Consider the following 15,084-nt stretch of genomic DNA (forward strand, 5'->3'; position numbering starts at 1 on the left):
ACCTTAACTTCTCGGACATGCGGTCTCGACTGCGGGACCGGAGGAAGGGAAATTCTCTTGAGTAGCCCGCCGGAAGGGACTCCCAATGACGGGTGCTGGTGATCGACCGTGCGGGTAATCATCGTCGGCGCGGGGCAGGTCGGTTCGAGTATCGCGGCCAGCCTCGCGTCCGATCACGACGTGGTGGTGATCGACACCGATCCCGCGCGCGTAGACGAACTCACCTACTCACACGACGTGCTCCCGATCGAGGGCGACGGGACGGATCTGGACACGCTCGAAGAGGCGGGCGTGGGCGGGGCGGACATGCTCATCGCCAGCACGGACAGCGACGAGACGAACATCGTCACCTGCGGCGTGTCGGCCATCGTCGGCGACCCCTTCACAATCGCCCGGGTGAAACAACCGCAGTACCTCCGCGCCTGGGAGCAGCGTCGCGGGGCCTTCGACGTGGACTTCATGGTCTGTACGGACCTGCTGGCGGCCAAATCCATCGTCGGCGTGATCGGCCTCGCGACGGCCCAGGACGTGGACATGTTCGCCGACGGGCTGGTCCAGATGACCGAGTTCGAGATCCCGGCGGAGAGTCCGGTGGCCGGCCAGACCGTCGCGGAGGCCGACCGCTTCGACTCGCTGACCTTCGCCGCCATCCTCCGGGACGACGAGGTCCTCGTCCCGACGGGTGAGACGGTCATCGAGGCCGACGACGACGTCGTCGCGATCGGGAGTCCCGAGAGCATGCGCGAGTTCAGCACCGCGGTCGCGCCGCAGGCGGACGAGGCCAACGACGTGGTGGTCGTCGGCGGTGGCGAGATCGGGTATCAGGTCGCGCGCCTGCTGGAAGAGAGCGGATACAAGCCCCGACTGTTCGAGCGCGACGAGGGCCGCGCCCGCTGGCTCGCCGAGAACCTCCCGAACACGACGGTCCTCAACGGGGACGCAACGGATCAGGAACTGCTCGAACGCGAGAGCGTCGGTAAGGCGGACGTGCTGGTCTCGGCGCTGGACAACGACCAGAAGAACCTCCTCTCGACGCTCATCGCCAAGCGGATGGGGACGGCACGGACCGTCGCGGTCGTCAACACCGGCGAGTTCACGGAACTGTTCGAGGCCGTCGGGGTCGACGTGGCGGTCAGTCCGCGCGAGGCGACCGCCGAGGAGATCACCCGGTTCACCCGGGCGCGCCGCGCCGAGAACGTCGCCATCATCGAGGGCGACTGCGCCGAGGTCATCGAACTGGAGGTCGACGCCGAGAGCGCGCTCGTGGATCGCCCGATCCAGGAGTCGATGGCAGAACTCCCCGACGGGGTGGTCGTCGGGGCGATCACGCGGGGCCACTCGCTCATCAAACCGCGTGGTGACACCGTGATCGAGCGGGGCGACCACGTCGTCGTGTTCAGCGACGCCGACGCGCTCTCGGAAGTGACCGAGAAACTGTGAGCCCCGTTGCGGTCGACTGGCGGACGAGCGCGACACTCATCGGCACGGTGCTGAAGGCCCTGACCCTGCCACTGGCCGCGACCGCTGCCGTCGCAGCGTGGTACGGCGAGGCGGTCGTCCCGTTCCTGATTCCACTCGTGTTGACGATTTCTGCCGGCTTCTCGCTGGAACGGTTCGACCGGCGCGACCTCGGACTCAGGGAGTCGTACCTGATGGTCGCGCTGACGTGGCTGGCCATCGCGCTCGTCGGTGCGATCCCGTTCGTCCTCGCCGGCCAGGGCGTGCTAGCCGATCCCGTGAACGCGATGTTCGAGTCGATGAGCGGCGTCACGACCACCGGGGCGACGGTGATCGACTCCTTCGACGCCCACGGGAAGTCGATCCACCTCTGGCGGTCGCTGCTCCAGTGGATGGGTGGGCTCGGTATACTCGTGCTCGCCGTGGCCGTCCTCTCACAGATCTCGGTCGGTGGCGCACAGCTCATGGAGACCGAGACACAGACCCAGGATCTCACGAAACTCACGCCACGGATCGAGGAGACGGCGCGACTCCTCGGGATGATCTACGTCGGCCTGACGGCGCTGATGGTGCTGTCGTGGCTGGCCCTGCACGCGGCCGGGCTGGCCCCGAACGTGACGGTGTATCAGGCGGTGGCCCACGCCTTCACCGCGGTCTCGACGGCCGGTTTCTCTCCCCAGCCTGCGAGTCTCGGCTACTTCTCCCCGGCGGTCCAGTGGGTGACGATCCTGTTCATGTTCACCGGTGCGACGAACTTCGTCCTCCTCTATTTCCTGCTCAAGGGGGATCCGAGCCGGCTCAGAGAGAGCGACGAGTTCCAGTTTTACCTCGCGATCGTCCTCGGGGCGGCCGGGCTGACCGCCGTCTTTCTGGCCGGCGGCGGGCAGTTCGACCGCGTCGAACCGCTGGCCCGGCACGCGCTCTTTCAGGTCGTCTCCATCGTCACGACGACGGGCTATGCGACGGTCGACTTCAACCTGTGGTCGGCGGGCGCGAAGCACATCCTGTTCCTGGGGATGTTCGTCGGCGGGATGGCCGGCAGCACGACCTGCTCGATCAAGACGCTGCGCTGGCTGGTCGTCGTCAAGTCACTGCGGCGGGACCTGTTTACGGAGATTCACCCCGAGGCGATCCGCCCCGTCCGGCTCAGCGGGTCCTCGGTCGACGAGGAGACGATCAAGGACATCTACGCGTACGTCCTCCTGAGTCTCGTCATCTTCGCCCTGCTGACGGTCTTCGTCGTCACCGACGCGACCCGGGTGGCCGGCGGCGTCGGCGAGTTCGAGGCGATGGGTGCGGCCGCCTCGACCTTCCTCAACATCGGGCCGGCCTTCGGTGCCGCCGGCCCCTACGGGAGCTACCTTCACTTCCCGGACACGACGAAACTGGCGATGATCGTCCTGATGTGGGTGGGCCGCATCGAGATCATCCCCGTTCTGGTGATCCTGACGCCCGCGTACTGGCGGTCCTGACGGAGACCTGACCCCGGGGCGGTCGGCCCAAGCCGATGGATTCATGTCGACCTGTCGAGTGACGGCAGACGTGTCTCGCGTCACGTCACGCGTTCCGGGGACGCCCTTCGAGTGGCGCGCGAGTCTGAGCCTCCTCGGGACCGTCGTCAAGTTCTTCTCGCTGACGATGCTGTTGCCGCTGCTCGTCGCGGTCGTCTACCGCGAGGACGTCTGGGTCTTCGCGGTCTCGCTGGTAATCGGTGTGACCGCGGGGCTGGCGCTGGAACGACTCGACTCGGACCCGGACCTCGGAGCCCGGGAAGCGCTCCTGCTCGTCTCGCTGTCGTGGCTGGCCGCCGCGGTCGTCGCGGCGATTCCCTTCTTCCTCGCGGGGCAGGGGACCGCTTCGACGCTCGCGAACCCCGTCAACGCGCTGTTCGAGGCGACCAGCGGCGTGACGACGACCGGCGCGACGGTACTGGGACAGATCGGACTGGAGCGCCACTCCCACGCCGTCATGCTGTGGCGACAGCTCATCCAGTGGCTCGGCGGCATGGGGATCATCGTGCTGATGATCGCCATCCTCCCCGAGGTCGCGGTCAACGGCGCGCAGTTGATGCAAAACGAGGCCCCCGGGCCGGAACTGCAGAAGCTCACGCCCCGGATCGCCGAGACCGCGCGGGCGCTGTGGCTCATCTACGTCGGGTTCACCCTCCTGTTGATGCTGTTGCTCTACGGCCTGAGCTTCACCGAATTCGCGCCGCGGATGGACCTCTACAACGCCATCGCGCACGGCTTCTCGACGCTGCCGACCGGCGGGTTCTCCCCGCAGGCCCAGAGCATCGCGTACTTCAGCGCGGTCGTGCAGTGGGTGTTCATCCCCTTCATGGTCGTCGCCGGGGTCAACTTCGCGCTGTTCTGGCACGTCCTCCGGGGCGAGTTCGACGCGATCTTCGAGAACACCGAGTTTCGCGCGTACGTGGGTGCGATCGCGGTCGTCGTCGCCGTGCTGGCGTTCGTCCTCTATCGCGGCGCGGCCCCCGCACTCGGTGATCTGGGCGGCGCGACCGACGGCGTCGCCGAGAACGCACTGCGGCAGGCGGCGTTCCAGATCGCGTCCCTGTTGAATTCGACGGGGTTCGCCACGTCGAACTTCGCCGAGTGGGACACCCACGGGAAGATGATCCTGCTGTTCGCGATGTTCATCGGTGGCTCGGCCGGGTCGACCGGTGGTGGGATCAAGGTGGTCCGCTGGCTGGTGACGATCAAGGCCCTCCGCCGGGAACTGTACACGACCGCCCGACCCGACGTGGTTCAGCCGGTCAAACTCGGCGGGAACGTCGTCGACGAGGATGCGGTCCGGGGCATCCTGGTGTTCACCGTGCTGTACTTCGTCCTCATGGGTGTCTCGGCGGTGTTCCTCAGTCTCGACGCGGCCCGGATCGGCTTCGACATCTCGACGCTTGAGGCGTTCAGCGCGGCACTGGCGACCATCGGGAACATCGGTCCCGGATTCGGCGTGGTCGGTCCGTTCGGGAGCTATCTGGAATTCTCGCCCGTCTCGAAGCTCTGGATGACGTTCCTGATGTGGATCGGGCGGCTCGAAATCGTCCCAGTACTCGCCCTCTTCGTCATCACCCTCGAAGACGGCGCCTGACTCCCGTCACTTCTCGACCCGGAGGTCGTACCCCTCCGATCGCTCGAACACGTCGAGAAACAGGCGATCCAGAAAGTCCGCGGCGTGTTTCGGGTCCGCGATGGCCGAGCAGTGAATCTCACCGTCGGGGGCTTTGCGCGTGGCTGGCTGGGCGATCTTGAAGACGTGGAAGTCCTCGAGCAGGGCGTCCAGCCGGTCGCGTTCGTCGCCGTCGACCCACACTGTAATCTCGCGGTCGCGGTACTCGACGGCCGGCCGGTCGTCGGAGGGGGTGGACCCGCTGTCCGCGGCCTCGTCGCCGCTCGACGAACCGGCGACGAACCGGACGGGCGACTCGCTGCCGGCTTTGCGGTGGGCGACGATGGCCTTCGCGATGGCCGTCCGTCTCTCGGCCGCGTCGCTCCCCTCGGCGGTCATACCGGAATCGAGGACGGCCAGGGACAAAAGCGGGGTCCTTCGTGGAGGTCGGGGTGGTCAACTCGAGAGCAACAGGTAGAAGTTCCGTGGTGGAGAAGCCGAGCACATGGCAGACGCACACGTGTTGATTCTGGGACCGCCGGGCGCAGGCAAGGGGACACAGAGCAGCCGCATCGCCGAGCGGTTCGACGTGGAACACGTCACCACCGGGGACGCGCTGCGGGCGAACAAGGACATGGACATCTCGGACATGGACACCGAGTACGACACGCCCCGCGAGTACATGGAGGCGGGTGACCTCGTGCCCGACGCCGTCGTGAACGCCATCGTCGAGGAGGCGCTCCAGAGCGCGGACGGCTACGTGCTGGACGGCTACCCGCGCAACATGGAGCAGGCCGACGAACTCGAAGACATGACCGACCTCGACGTGATCCTCTCGCTTTCGGTCAGCCGCGAGGAACTCGTCGACCGGCTGACCGGCCGCCGGGTCTGTGACGACTGCGGGACGAACTTCCACGTCGAGTTCGACCAGCCCGAGGAAGAGGGCGTCTGTGACGAGTGTGGTGGGGAGTTGATCCAGCGTGACGACGACAACGAGGAGTCGGTGAACAACCGCCTCGACGTGTTCGAGGACAACACCGCGCCCGTCATCGACCACTACCGCGACCACGACGGCTTCGTCGAGATCGACGGCGAACAGACTCCCGACGAGGTGTGGGCGGACATCGAGGACGCCATCGAAGCGCAGAGCTGACCGGATCGACGCCGTCGGCCGGTCGTTTTCCGAGGACAGAGTAAAAGCTTGATTAGCGGTGGTGCCTAGAGTCCCGACAATGCCACGTACCGCCGAGAAAGTAGAGTCGCTCGCCCGCGAGGACGGCGAGTTGCTGGACGCGCTCGAGGTCGTGCTCGACGCCGCCGAGTCCGAGGGGACCGTCGAGTGGAGCGACGTCAGCGACGAGATGACCAGCGGCCAGTGGGGTCGCCTCATCGAGAAGGGCCTGCTGGTCGACGCCGACGGATCCGGGTTCGTCGTCGACGACCCCGACGGCGTCCGCGACGCGCTCTCCGACGACGAGGTGAGCGATGCGGCCGCCGACGGCGACGAGGAGTCCTCGTGGTCGAGCTACGACAAACTGGCCGGTGTCGGTGCGCTGGGGATGATGGCAGGCTACTCGCTGCCGTCGGTCCGCAACGTCATCGGCGGGACGCTCGACGTTCTATTCGGGCCGCTGGAAGCGATGCTCCCCTTCTACGTCGTCGTCATGGTGCTCGCCATGCTCACGGGCCTGTACTCGACGCTGTTGCAGGCCAACCTGATGGACATGGACAAGATGAGCGAGTACCAGGAGCAGATGCAGGAGATTCAGGAGCGCCGCAAGGACGCCAAGGAACGCGGCGACGAGGAAGCGCTGGACCGCATACAGCAGGAACAGATGGACGCCATGGGCGACCAGATGGGGATGTTCAAAGAGCAGATCCGACCGATGGTCTGGATCATGCTGCTCACCATCCCCGTGTTCCTGTGGATGTACTGGATGCTGCTCTCGCCCAGCCAGTCGATCCACCCCCAGACGATCACGCTGCCGCTGATCGGAACGACGAGCTGGACGGAGGGTGTTCTCGGCCCGCTGCAGGCCTGGATCCTCTGGTACTTCCTCTGCTCGATGGGCTTCACCCAGATCATCCGGAAGTCGCTGAACATCCAGACGACGCCGACCTGAGTCCTCACCCGTTTTCGACGCTTACGTCTTCGCCGCTGACCAGCGCTGGGACCACCTCGCGGGCGAAGTGGATCGCCACCACCAGCAGTATCGGCCCCAGAAAGATTCCGTACCAGCCGAAGGCGATCGACGCCAGCACGTACGTCAACAGAAGCAGCCCCATGTGAAGACCCCCCTTCGAGAGGTACGATCGGACGAACACGTCCGGAACGAAATCGACGGCGACGAACGTGACGACGACGAAGACGACGGGGAACCACAGGCCGGCCTCCGCGCGCAGGCTCCGGACGACCAGCGACAGCGCGTAGGGCACCCAGATCAGCTTCATCCCGACCGCAGGCACCAGCGTGAAGATACCGGTCAACAGTCCCAGCAGGATCGGAAACCTGATCGCGAGGGGTGCCGGGGCGACGGCCCCGAGTGCGGCGTAGACACCGGTCGCAACGGCAGCCGTGACGCCGATCACCAGCAGGTTCCCCGTGTAGATGCTCGTCAGGTCGGCGTCGACGCGTTCCGCGAAGGCGACGGATCCCGACGAGTCCCCGAACGTGTCGCGGAACCAGTCGGCGATGCGGTCCCCGTCACACAGCAGGTAATACGCCACGGTGACGGCGACGAACAGTCTGATCCCCCACGTCGTCGCGAGGCCGAGATAGCCCGCGGCCCGGCCCAGGTTGCCACCGAGGAGTCCGAGCAGCGCCTGCGGTTCGGTCAGCGACGCCACGTCGAGATACGGAGCGAGTAGCGATCGGTACCGGGCCAGGTTCGCGTGGGCGGCGAAGCGGTCGAGTGCCCGCACGGCTACCAGCCCGGCGTACCCCAGCACAGCTAGGATCGGGACGCCGACCAGCCCCAGCGTGACCGCGGCGCTGAGGTCGCTTCGCCCGAACCGCCGCTCGATCGCCCGGTACGCCGGCCGCACCGCGTAGTAGAGGAAGACGCCGACTGCCAGCGCGCCGACGAACGATACCAGCACGTAGGCGACCAGCGCCGCCACGGCGAGGCCGACGAGCGCCCAGGCCGCCCGCGCACGGCTCACCGTCCATGATACCTCCATGGATACGGTGAGGGCTGCCACCCCCAAAAGCCCGGGTCTGGAACGGACAGCAGGTCGCCCGGCCGTCGTTCCCCGGCGGTGCAGTTCGCAGACCAGTGTGGCGGTTCGCCGGGTTTCGGCCGAAGACACAACCTCTTTTACCGCGACCAACGCAGGACTGATATGCTGATTACCGTCTCCGGCCCCGCGGGCAGCGGGAAGAGTACGCTCGCCGCGGGACTCGCCGACGCGCTCGGGTACGAGCACGTCAGTGGGGGTGACATCTTCCGCGCGCTCGCCGACGACCGCGGCTACTCGCTGGTCGAGTTCAACGAACTCGCCGAGGAGGACGACCAGATCGACCGCGATCTGGACCGCCGGCTCCGCGAGACCGCCCGTGAGTCGACCGAGCTGGTCCTGGAATCGCGACTCGCCGGCTGGATGGCCGCCGAGTACGCCGACCTCCGGGTCTGGCTCGACGCACCCCTCGACGTGCGAGCCGACCGCATCGCCGACCGGGAGGACAAACCCCTCGACGAGGTGCTCGAAGAGACTCGCGCCCGCGCCGCCAGTGAGGCCCAGCGCTATCGGGAGTACTACAACATCGACATCGAGGACCGCTCGATCTACGATTTAACTGTGAACACCGCCCGCTGGGACGCCGACGCCTGCCTCTCGCTCGTGCTGTCGGCCGCCGAGTCCTACGACCCGGATCCCGACGAGGGTAAATACCCCGTCGAGGGCGTCCGCTACGAGTTCTGATGGTCGACCGCCCCGGTCCCGACGACCGATCCGTCGCCGACCTGCTCCAGTTCGGCGTCGTCAACCTCGACAAACCGCCCGGCCCCTCCGCCCACCAGGTCGCCGCGTGGGTCCGGGACATGGTCGCCGACGCCGTGCCGGGCGGCATCGACGGCGTCGCCCACGCCGGTACGCTCGACCCCAAGGTCACTGGCTGTCTGCCGCTCCTGCTCGGCGACGCCACCCGCGCCGCCCAGGTGTTCGACGACGCCGTCAAGGAGTACGTCGCCGTCCTCGAACTCCACGCACAGGCCCCCGTCGACCTCGAATCGGTCGCCGCCGAGTTCGAGGGTCGGATCTACCAGAAACCGCCTCGCAAGAGCGCCGTCAAGCGCCAGCTCCGGGTCCGGGAGATTTACGATCTCGACGTGCTGGAGGTGGAGGACCGCCGCGCACTCCTGCGGGTTCGCTGTGAGAGCGGCACGTACGTCCGCAAACTCTGTCACGACCTCGGGCTGGCGCTGGGGACCGGCGCGCACATGGGCCACCTGCGCCGGGCCTCTACTGGCCAGTTCGACGACCGCGACTTGGTGACGCTCGAGGACCTCGCCGACGCGCTGGCGTGGTGGACCGAGGACGGCGACGACGGGCCTTTGCGAGAGATAGTTCAGCCCGCCGAGCAGGCCCTGGAACCGTTACCGGCCGTGACCATCGCTCCCAGTGCCGCCGCACAGGTCGCCGAGGGCGCGCCGGTGTACGCACCGGGCGTGATCGACTCCGCTCTCGACGCCGACGACGTGGCGGATCGACCGCTCGCCGCCTGCTACACCCCGAACGGGACGGCGATCTGTCTCGGTCGGCTGGTGGGTGACCCCGACGGTGATTCGGGGACCGTCGTCGAGTTAGAACGCGTACTGGTCTGAGCGCAAAACGACACCCTTAATCCGGGGACCCTCCTCTTCCCGAGTGCGGGACCGTGGGGTAGCGGTATCCTCGGCGCATGGGGTGCGTCGGACCTGAGTTCGAATCTCGGCGGTCCCACTTTTCACGCGACGCAAGCGATGGAGCGGAGCGACCGAGCGTCGCGAGCGTGAAACGTGGGACGACGGAAGACGAACGGAGTGAGTCTTCCGGTAGTCCCACTCCCACTTTTTACTTCGTCGGGTAGCGGCTTCGCCGCTACCGCTCCTCGTAAAAACTTGGGGAAAAACTGCCGGCCGCGAGCGATGCTCGCGGCCGGTGAACCGCGCTCACTTCGTTCGCGCGGATGCTTGTGCATAGAACGTTCTTCGGCCCCAAAACACGGGATTCGGCGTCGGAAATACGAAAGAGTCGAGTGGCTAAGAGCGGCACAAGACGTTTGTATACAGCTTGCATACGCTCGTGTATGAGCACGAGCATCCGCGTGTCGGACGAGACGAAGGCCCTGCTGGAGCGGTTGAAGCGGGACGACGAGACGTTCGACGAACTCCTGCACCGGATCGCCAGCGAGGAAGAGCCGATCAGAGCCGGTGCGTGGTCGGACCAAGAGGGTGAACGCGCCAAGGAGCGGATCCGCGAATCGCGCGAGCAGTGGGACGACCGCCGATGACGTTTCTGGATTCGTCGGCTATCATCGACTACCTGCGGGACGTCGATCACGTGGTCGAGTACCTCGACGGCCGAGAACCGTTCTTCACCTCCACCATCTGTGTCTACGAGGTTATCGACGGGCGACTCGGCTCGGGCGAGACTGACGTGACCGGACTCCGGGAAGATTTCGGTGGTGTGCAGGCACTCGACCTCTCCGAGAACATCGCCCTCGAAGCTCTCCGGATTCAGGACGAACTGATGAACGACGGTCACCGGCTGACCACGCCAGACGCCCTGATCGCCGCGACCGCCCGCTCGACGGGAGACGAACTCGTCGTCGCCGACGCCGACTTCGAGACCGACCACCTGACCGGCCTGCTGGACGTCACGAACCTGCGCGATAGGTGACCCGCTCGTTTTCACGTGGCGGGAAATACGACTGGGTGTACGACGAGAGCGATCGCCTCTCTGGAATCAGTCGTCGTGCTCCTCTATCTCTCGATGTGTGATAAAAAATAGAGCTATCCCCACTACAGTTCCGAGCATTGCGCCTGCCATTCCAAACAGAGCACCGCCGCCAATCATACTGACGAGGAGCACGAACAGAACCGCGAACGGAGATGGAGCATCATCAGTCGTCACACTCACTAACTGAAATTACACTCTGGTAACTGTTTCTGGAACGGTACCAGTGAGTCGAACGTTTTTTCGACTCGATCAGAACGTTTCGACAGGTACACCGAGTTGCTGGAAATCCGTCGTGTTGTCTGTCACGACGGCCTCACCGGTGATATCGGCGAGTGCGGCCACCATCGCATCGACCATATCGGCTCCGGAGTCTCCACCCTCGGTTGGATCGGCCTGTGCGAATAGCCGCCCCGCCCGTTTCGCCATCTCCGCGTCGAGTTCCGTAACCGAATACATGCGGCTCAGGTTCTCGATGCACCGCAGCTCCTCGTGGTCGAGAGCGAATTCAGCACCGTATTCCAACTCTGCCAACACTGGGGTCGGGATCCGCTGAATTTCGTGCTCAGCTTTCAGTTCCCGAGCCTTCCTGTGGGCGGCTTCGTCCCCACTAAACAGGTCGATGAGATAGTTGGTATCAAGAATCATCGACCATCCGCTCCCGAACGTCTCGCGCGCTCGACCGATCCATCTCCGCGATCCGATCTTTCATCTCTTCGCCTTTTTCTGCCGAGATTACCCCAGCGACGAGGTCGGGATCGGGTGCCGGCGCGCCGGTTAGTCGGACGAGTGCCTCGCCCATCGTCTCGCTATCTTCCTTCTCCGTCTTGAGGTAGTCGTGAAACCACTCGTCGACCCTGACCGTCTTCATTGTGTATTCGAATACACGGCAAAGCCTCAAGAAAATTGCGGGGGTCACGACGGCGTGACCGAGACCCGGGAGGACGCCCGATCGAGTGCTAGCCAATCACATCCCGGAAAATCCGGAAACACCCCCAGTAAGCCCTTTTAGATGCCCGCCGTCGGTCGATATGGGGGACGCCGTCGCGGCGTCTCGCCCAGTCCGCACCTGCCGACGGACACACCAAGAGAGCCATGTCCCGAAATTCAAGCGGCCCCGACGGGTCACGGAGGGCACAGCGCGACGAGTACCGGCACCGGGGGGTAGGTCGATGATGCTCGTCGCCTATCTCCTCGCGGGGACGGTCGTCCTGCTGGTCGGGACGGTACTGGTCGCCATCGCGAAGGCGAACAGGGACGTCGAGATCGACCTCACCCTGATCCGGCTGTGAGCGCTCGGCGGTGACTCGCTCGATACGTCGACCCGGACAAGCCGACCTTACTCCCAGACACGCCGTCCGTAACTAACACCCGAGCGACCGTTACGATGGGCATGATGCGCCGATTCGGACGGCTCTCCGCAGGACACGTGGTGGCGGTGGTCACGATTACGCTACTGGCACTCGCCGTTCTCCCCGCCAGCACTGCCGCACAGGCGACGCCGGTCGATACCTGTCGGTCGATCACCGAACCCGGGGAGTACCGACTCGCCGGAACCCTCTCGGGGAATGGCTCCACTCCCTGCCTCAGGATCACCGCCAGCGACGTGGCGCTCGACGGCCAGGCCAACGCCGTCGTCGGCAACGACTCCGACGCCGTCGGCGTGCTGGTCGAACCCACAGGCAACGATACGCTGACGAACGTCACCGTCTCGAATCTCACGACGAGGGGGTGGAAGATCGGTCTCACGTACCGCGGTGGCGTGGCGACCGGCTCCGTCCGGAACGTCACGGCCGCGGCCAACCGGGACGGTATCGTGATCGACCCGGAACTCCGGTTCCAGGCCGCGAGCGACACCGTCGAGTTGATCGACAACCGCGCGGTCGACAACGAGCGCTGGGGGGTCGCCCTCCGGCCCGGTGCGGACGCCGACCGCGTCACCGGGACCACGCTCCGGAACAACGAGATCGGGGTCGTTGCGGCCGACGTCCGGACCCTCTCGCTGGCAGACACCCGCGCCACGAACAACACCTGGGGCGTCGTGATGGGTGACGTAACGGCGTCCACACTCCGGAACACGACGGTCCGGGAGAACGCCCAGGACGGCCTGCGGGCCAGCAACGGATTCGACGACAGCCGACTGCTGGACACCACCGCTCGGGCCAACGGCGGTGCCGGCCTGCGACTCGGTCCCGCGAACAACGCCAGCCTCCGGAACGCGACGGCGACCGACAACGGTGAGAGCGGGCTCGCCCTCCGGGATGCCGCCGACGTGCGGGCGACAACGCTGGTCGTCACCGACAACGAGGGGTGGGGACTGGACTTCGACGGCGTATCCGACGCGCTGCTGGTGGACGTGACGACCGGTCGGAACGCCGCCGGGTTCTACACCGCGACCGACAGCGGCAACGTGACGATCCGGCTGAACTGACGACCTGTCACAGGACTATTCGCCCTACTCGAGAAACAGGAGGAAGATACTGGGTGCGACGAGCAGGACGAGCCCGACGACCATCAGAGCCGCCGGCAGGACGAGCAACGACATATCGGCGACGAGCCACATCCCCGCCCCCGCGAGTAGCACCAGCAGCCCGATGATGCGGACGATCCAGGCCATCGCGCCTTCTAACCCAAAGTCGGCTGCCACCTCGGCTACTTCGATGATTTCGTCCATGGCAATCCGGGCATGGATTATCCATACACTTATATCTGATTGGAGGACTATTTCACGGGTTGTCAATTTCACACGAGCCGTCGGCTCGCGGCGAGAACCGCGGTCGCGCGGACGTCAGTCCTGCTTCGCGCCGGGATTCGTCACTGCGCCGTTGGCCGCCGAGTCGAACATCTCGCCGTACTTCGCCAGCACACCGTTCGTGTAGTTGGGTTCGGGCAGGTCCCGCTCGTCGAGGCGGCGCTCGATCTCCGCCTCGGAGAGGTCCACCGACAGTTCGAGGTCGTCGATGTCGATGGTGATCGTGTCGCCGTCCTCAAGCGCAGCGATGGGGCCGCCGACGTAGGCCTCGGGTGCGACGTGGCCGATGGAGAAGCCACGGGTCGCGCCGGAGAAGCGGCCGTCCGTAAAGAGCGCCACGTCCTCGGCGTGGCCCTGTCCCGCGACGGCGGAGGTGACGCCCAGCATCTCCCGCATCCCGGGGCCGCCGCGGGGCCCCTCGTTGCGGATGCCGATCACGTCGCCGCTCTCGACGTTGCCCTCCTGGACGTACTGCATGGCGTTTTCCTCGTCCTCGAAGATCCGGACGGGCCCCTCGTGGTGGAGGTGGTCCTCGCCGGTGATCTTGATGACCGCGCCGCCCGGGGCGAGGTTCCCCGTCAGGATGCGGATGGCCCCGCGCTCGTGGATCGGGTCGTCCACGGTTTCGAGGAAGTCGGCGTCCAGATCCGAAATCTCCGGCGGGTCGTAGGCCTCGATGGCCTCCGCCATGGTCTCGCCGGTCACGGTCAGGGCGTCGCCGTGGAGCAGGTCGGCGTCGAGCAGTTCACGGAGGACGACCGGCACGCCGCCGACCTCGTGGAGGTCGTTCATCACCCGCTCGCCGCCGGGCTGGAGGTCCGCGATCTTGGGCGTGCGGGCGCTGATGCGGTTGAAGTCCTCGATGTCGAGCTCGACGCCGGCCTCGGCGGCCATCGCCAGCAGGTGGAGGACGGCGTTCGTCGACCCGCCGACCGCGACCTGCAGCGCGATGGCGTTCTCGAAGGACTCACGCGTGAGGAAGTCGGAGGGCTTGCGCCGCTCCCGGACGACCTCGACGGCGAGTTCGCCGGCCTCGCGGGCCACCTCGTAGCGGCTCTCGTCCTCGGCGGGCGGTGAGGCCGAGCCAAGCGGTGCGAAGCCCAATGCTTCCGAGATGGAGGCCATCGTGTTGGCGGTGAACATCCCGCCGCAGGACCCTGCGCCGGGGCAGGCGTTGCGTTCGAGATCGTCGAGTTCGTCCTCGCTCATCTCGCCGTCGGCGACCGCACCGACACCCTCGAAGACGTTCTGGATGGTGACTTCGCGGCCGTCGTGCTCGCCGGGCATGATCGACCCACCGTAGAGGAACACGGAGGGGAGATCCGTCCGGATCGAGGCCATCATCATCCCGGGCATGTTCTTGTCACAGCCGCCGATCGTCACGAGGCCGTCCATGCGCTCGCCGAAGGCGACGAGCTCCACGGAGTCGGCGATGACCTCTCGGCTGATGAGGGAGGCCTTCATCCCCTCGGTCCCCATCGAGATGGCGTCGGAGATCGTGATGGTACCGAACTCGATGGGCATCCCCTCGCCCTCGTCGATACCTTCGTAGGCGGAGTTCGCCACGTCGTCCAGATGGACGTTACAGGGCGTGATGTCGGCGGCGGGGTTGGCGACGCCGACCATGGGCGAGGAGAGGTCCTCGTCGTCGTAGCCCATCGCGCGGAACATCGCGCGGTGGGGTGCCTTGTCTCGGCCCTCGGTGACTTCCTTGCTCGGGAGGTCGTCGGGCTTGCCCGACCCTGTCCGCTCGGCGTCGGGTTCCTGCGGTTGCTGGCTCATGGCCGTAGGATTGCCACCCTGGCGCTTTA

The 15,084-nt window shown here is 66.1% G+C and carries 17 protein-coding genes and 1 tRNA gene; 11 read left to right on the forward strand and 7 right to left on the reverse strand.

Translation table 11 applies throughout. The features are described from left to right. Positions 1 to 108 precede the first annotated feature (108 nt). From trkA to BV210_RS13085, 3 genes are all read left to right on the forward strand, one after another. Positions 109 to 1,440 carry a Trk system potassium transporter TrkA gene (gene trkA, locus BV210_RS13075; protein WP_077207072.1) on the forward strand — a complete coding sequence of 444 codons (1,332 nt, stop codon included), beginning with the start codon at positions 109 to 111 and terminating at the stop codon, positions 1,438 to 1,440. Next, positions 1,437 to 2,930 carry a TrkH family potassium uptake protein gene (locus tag BV210_RS13080; protein ID WP_077207073.1) on the forward strand — a complete coding sequence of 498 codons (1,494 nt, stop codon included), beginning with the start codon at positions 1,437 to 1,439 and terminating at the stop codon, positions 2,928 to 2,930. The genes trkA and BV210_RS13080 overlap by 4 nt, the downstream gene beginning before the upstream one ends. 70 nt (positions 2,931 to 3,000) lie before the next feature. After that, positions 3,001 to 4,566, forward strand: coding sequence for a TrkH family potassium uptake protein (locus BV210_RS13085; protein WP_077208060.1), 1,566 nt, complete (start codon positions 3,001 to 3,003; stop codon positions 4,564 to 4,566). Positions 4,567 to 4,572: 6 nt separating this feature from the next. Here BV210_RS13085 and BV210_RS13090 read toward each other — a convergent pair whose 3' ends face one another. After that, a complete protein-coding gene (locus BV210_RS13090) occupies positions 4,573 to 4,983 on the reverse strand; it encodes a hypothetical protein (protein ID WP_077207074.1) in 411 nt (136 codons plus the stop codon). A gap of 106 nt (positions 4,984 to 5,089) precedes the next feature. Here BV210_RS13090 and BV210_RS13095 point away from each other — a divergent pair, with 106 nt between their 5' ends. Both BV210_RS13095 and BV210_RS13100 read left to right on the forward strand, forming a co-directional pair. Beyond that, positions 5,090 to 5,737, forward strand: coding sequence for an adenylate kinase (locus BV210_RS13095; RefSeq protein ID WP_077207075.1), 648 nt, complete (start codon positions 5,090 to 5,092; stop codon positions 5,735 to 5,737). A gap of 79 nt (positions 5,738 to 5,816) precedes the next feature. After that, positions 5,817 to 6,707, forward strand: a complete 891-nt coding sequence (locus tag BV210_RS13100; RefSeq protein ID WP_077207076.1) for a DUF106 domain-containing protein — start codon at positions 5,817 to 5,819, stop codon at positions 6,705 to 6,707. 4 nt (positions 6,708 to 6,711) lie between these two features. Here BV210_RS13100 and BV210_RS13105 read toward each other — a convergent pair whose 3' ends face one another. Next, on the reverse strand, positions 6,712 to 7,764 hold the full coding sequence (locus BV210_RS13105; protein WP_077207077.1) for an AI-2E family transporter: 1,053 nt from the start codon (positions 7,762 to 7,764) through the stop codon (positions 6,712 to 6,714). A gap of 162 nt (positions 7,765 to 7,926) precedes the next feature. Here BV210_RS13105 and cmk point away from each other — a divergent pair, with 162 nt between their 5' ends. From cmk to BV210_RS13130, 5 genes are all read left to right on the forward strand, one after another. Then, positions 7,927 to 8,505, forward strand: coding sequence for a (d)CMP kinase (gene cmk, locus BV210_RS13110; RefSeq protein ID WP_077207078.1), 579 nt, complete (start codon positions 7,927 to 7,929; stop codon positions 8,503 to 8,505). Then, a complete protein-coding gene (locus tag BV210_RS13115) occupies positions 8,505 to 9,407 on the forward strand; it encodes an RNA-guided pseudouridylation complex pseudouridine synthase subunit Cbf5 (protein ID WP_077207079.1) in 903 nt (300 codons plus the stop codon). The genes cmk and BV210_RS13115 overlap by 1 nt, the downstream gene beginning before the upstream one ends. A 47-nt stretch (positions 9,408 to 9,454) precedes the next feature. Next, positions 9,455 to 9,525 (forward strand) — tRNA-Pro (locus BV210_RS13120). Positions 9,526 to 9,871: 346 nt separating this feature from the next. Continuing rightward, positions 9,872 to 10,075 carry an antitoxin VapB family protein gene (locus BV210_RS13125; protein WP_077207080.1) on the forward strand — a complete coding sequence of 68 codons (204 nt, stop codon included), beginning with the start codon at positions 9,872 to 9,874 and terminating at the stop codon, positions 10,073 to 10,075. Next, positions 10,072 to 10,464, forward strand: coding sequence for a PIN domain-containing protein (locus BV210_RS13130; RefSeq protein WP_077207081.1), 393 nt, complete (start codon positions 10,072 to 10,074; stop codon positions 10,462 to 10,464). Before BV210_RS13125 ends, BV210_RS13130 begins: the two co-directional genes overlap by 4 nt. A 66-nt stretch (positions 10,465 to 10,530) precedes the next feature. Here BV210_RS13130 and BV210_RS19935 read toward each other — a convergent pair whose 3' ends face one another. The 3 genes from BV210_RS19935 to BV210_RS13140 form a co-directional block, all read right to left on the reverse strand. Further along, positions 10,531 to 10,698, reverse strand: coding sequence for a hypothetical protein (locus BV210_RS19935; protein WP_157526013.1), 168 nt, complete (start codon positions 10,696 to 10,698; stop codon positions 10,531 to 10,533). 75 nt (positions 10,699 to 10,773) lie between these two features. Further along, positions 10,774 to 11,169 (reverse strand): PIN domain-containing protein, encoded by a 396-nt coding sequence (locus BV210_RS13135; protein ID WP_077207082.1) that lies wholly within the window; start codon positions 11,167 to 11,169, stop codon positions 10,774 to 10,776. Further along, positions 11,159 to 11,392: a hypothetical protein gene (locus tag BV210_RS13140; RefSeq protein WP_077207083.1), complete on the reverse strand. Its 234-nt coding sequence runs from the start codon at positions 11,390 to 11,392 to the stop codon at positions 11,159 to 11,161. Before BV210_RS13140 ends, BV210_RS13135 begins: the two co-directional genes overlap by 11 nt. Positions 11,393 to 11,914: 522 nt before the next feature. Between BV210_RS13140 and BV210_RS13145 the strand changes: the two genes are divergently transcribed. After that, positions 11,915 to 12,952, forward strand: coding sequence for a right-handed parallel beta-helix repeat-containing protein (locus BV210_RS13145; protein ID WP_077207084.1), 1,038 nt, complete (start codon positions 11,915 to 11,917; stop codon positions 12,950 to 12,952). 24 nt (positions 12,953 to 12,976) lie between these two features. On the opposite strand, the gene BV210_RS13150 is transcribed toward BV210_RS13145, so the two are convergent. Then, on the reverse strand, positions 12,977 to 13,195 hold the full coding sequence (locus BV210_RS13150) for a hypothetical protein (RefSeq protein ID WP_077207085.1): 219 nt from the start codon (positions 13,193 to 13,195) through the stop codon (positions 12,977 to 12,979). Positions 13,196 to 13,309: 114 nt separating this feature from the next. After that, on the reverse strand, positions 13,310 to 15,055 hold the full coding sequence (gene ilvD / locus BV210_RS13155; RefSeq protein WP_077207086.1) for a dihydroxy-acid dehydratase: 1,746 nt from the start codon (positions 15,053 to 15,055) through the stop codon (positions 13,310 to 13,312). Positions 15,056 to 15,084 lie beyond the last annotated feature (29 nt).

Source organism: Halorientalis sp. IM1011, assembly GCF_001989615.1.
Lineage (GTDB): Archaea > Halobacteriota > Halobacteria > Halobacteriales > Haloarculaceae > Halorientalis.

Excerpts from the sequence above, each read along its gene's own strand:
- BV210_RS13105 (WP_077207077.1), bottom strand. The coding sequence starts at position 7,764 with ATGGAGGTATCATGGACGGTGAGCCGTGCGCGGGCGGCCTGGGCGCTC.
- BV210_RS13145 (WP_077207084.1), top strand. The coding sequence starts at position 11,915 with ATGATGCGCCGATTCGGACGGCTCTCCGCAGGACACGTGGTGGCGGTG.
- BV210_RS13125 (WP_077207080.1), top strand. The coding sequence starts at position 9,872 with ATGAGCACGAGCATCCGCGTGTCGGACGAGACGAAGGCCCTGCTGGAG.
- cmk (WP_077207078.1), top strand. The coding sequence starts at position 7,927 with ATGCTGATTACCGTCTCCGGCCCCGCGGGCAGCGGGAAGAGTACGCTC.
- BV210_RS13100 (WP_077207076.1), top strand. The coding sequence starts at position 5,817 with ATGCCACGTACCGCCGAGAAAGTAGAGTCGCTCGCCCGCGAGGACGGC.
- BV210_RS13150 (WP_077207085.1), bottom strand. The coding sequence starts at position 13,195 with ATGGACGAAATCATCGAAGTAGCCGAGGTGGCAGCCGACTTTGGGTTA.
- BV210_RS13135 (WP_077207082.1), bottom strand. The coding sequence starts at position 11,169 with ATGATTCTTGATACCAACTATCTCATCGACCTGTTTAGTGGGGACGAA.
- ilvD (WP_077207086.1), bottom strand. The coding sequence starts at position 15,055 with ATGAGCCAGCAACCGCAGGAACCCGACGCCGAGCGGACAGGGTCGGGC.
- BV210_RS13140 (WP_077207083.1), bottom strand. The coding sequence starts at position 11,392 with ATGAAGACGGTCAGGGTCGACGAGTGGTTTCACGACTACCTCAAGACG.
- BV210_RS13090 (WP_077207074.1), bottom strand. The coding sequence starts at position 4,983 with ATGACCGCCGAGGGGAGCGACGCGGCCGAGAGACGGACGGCCATCGCG.
- BV210_RS13095 (WP_077207075.1), top strand. The coding sequence starts at position 5,090 with ATGGCAGACGCACACGTGTTGATTCTGGGACCGCCGGGCGCAGGCAAG.
- BV210_RS13130 (WP_077207081.1), top strand. The coding sequence starts at position 10,072 with ATGACGTTTCTGGATTCGTCGGCTATCATCGACTACCTGCGGGACGTC.
- BV210_RS13115 (WP_077207079.1), top strand. The coding sequence starts at position 8,505 with ATGGTCGACCGCCCCGGTCCCGACGACCGATCCGTCGCCGACCTGCTC.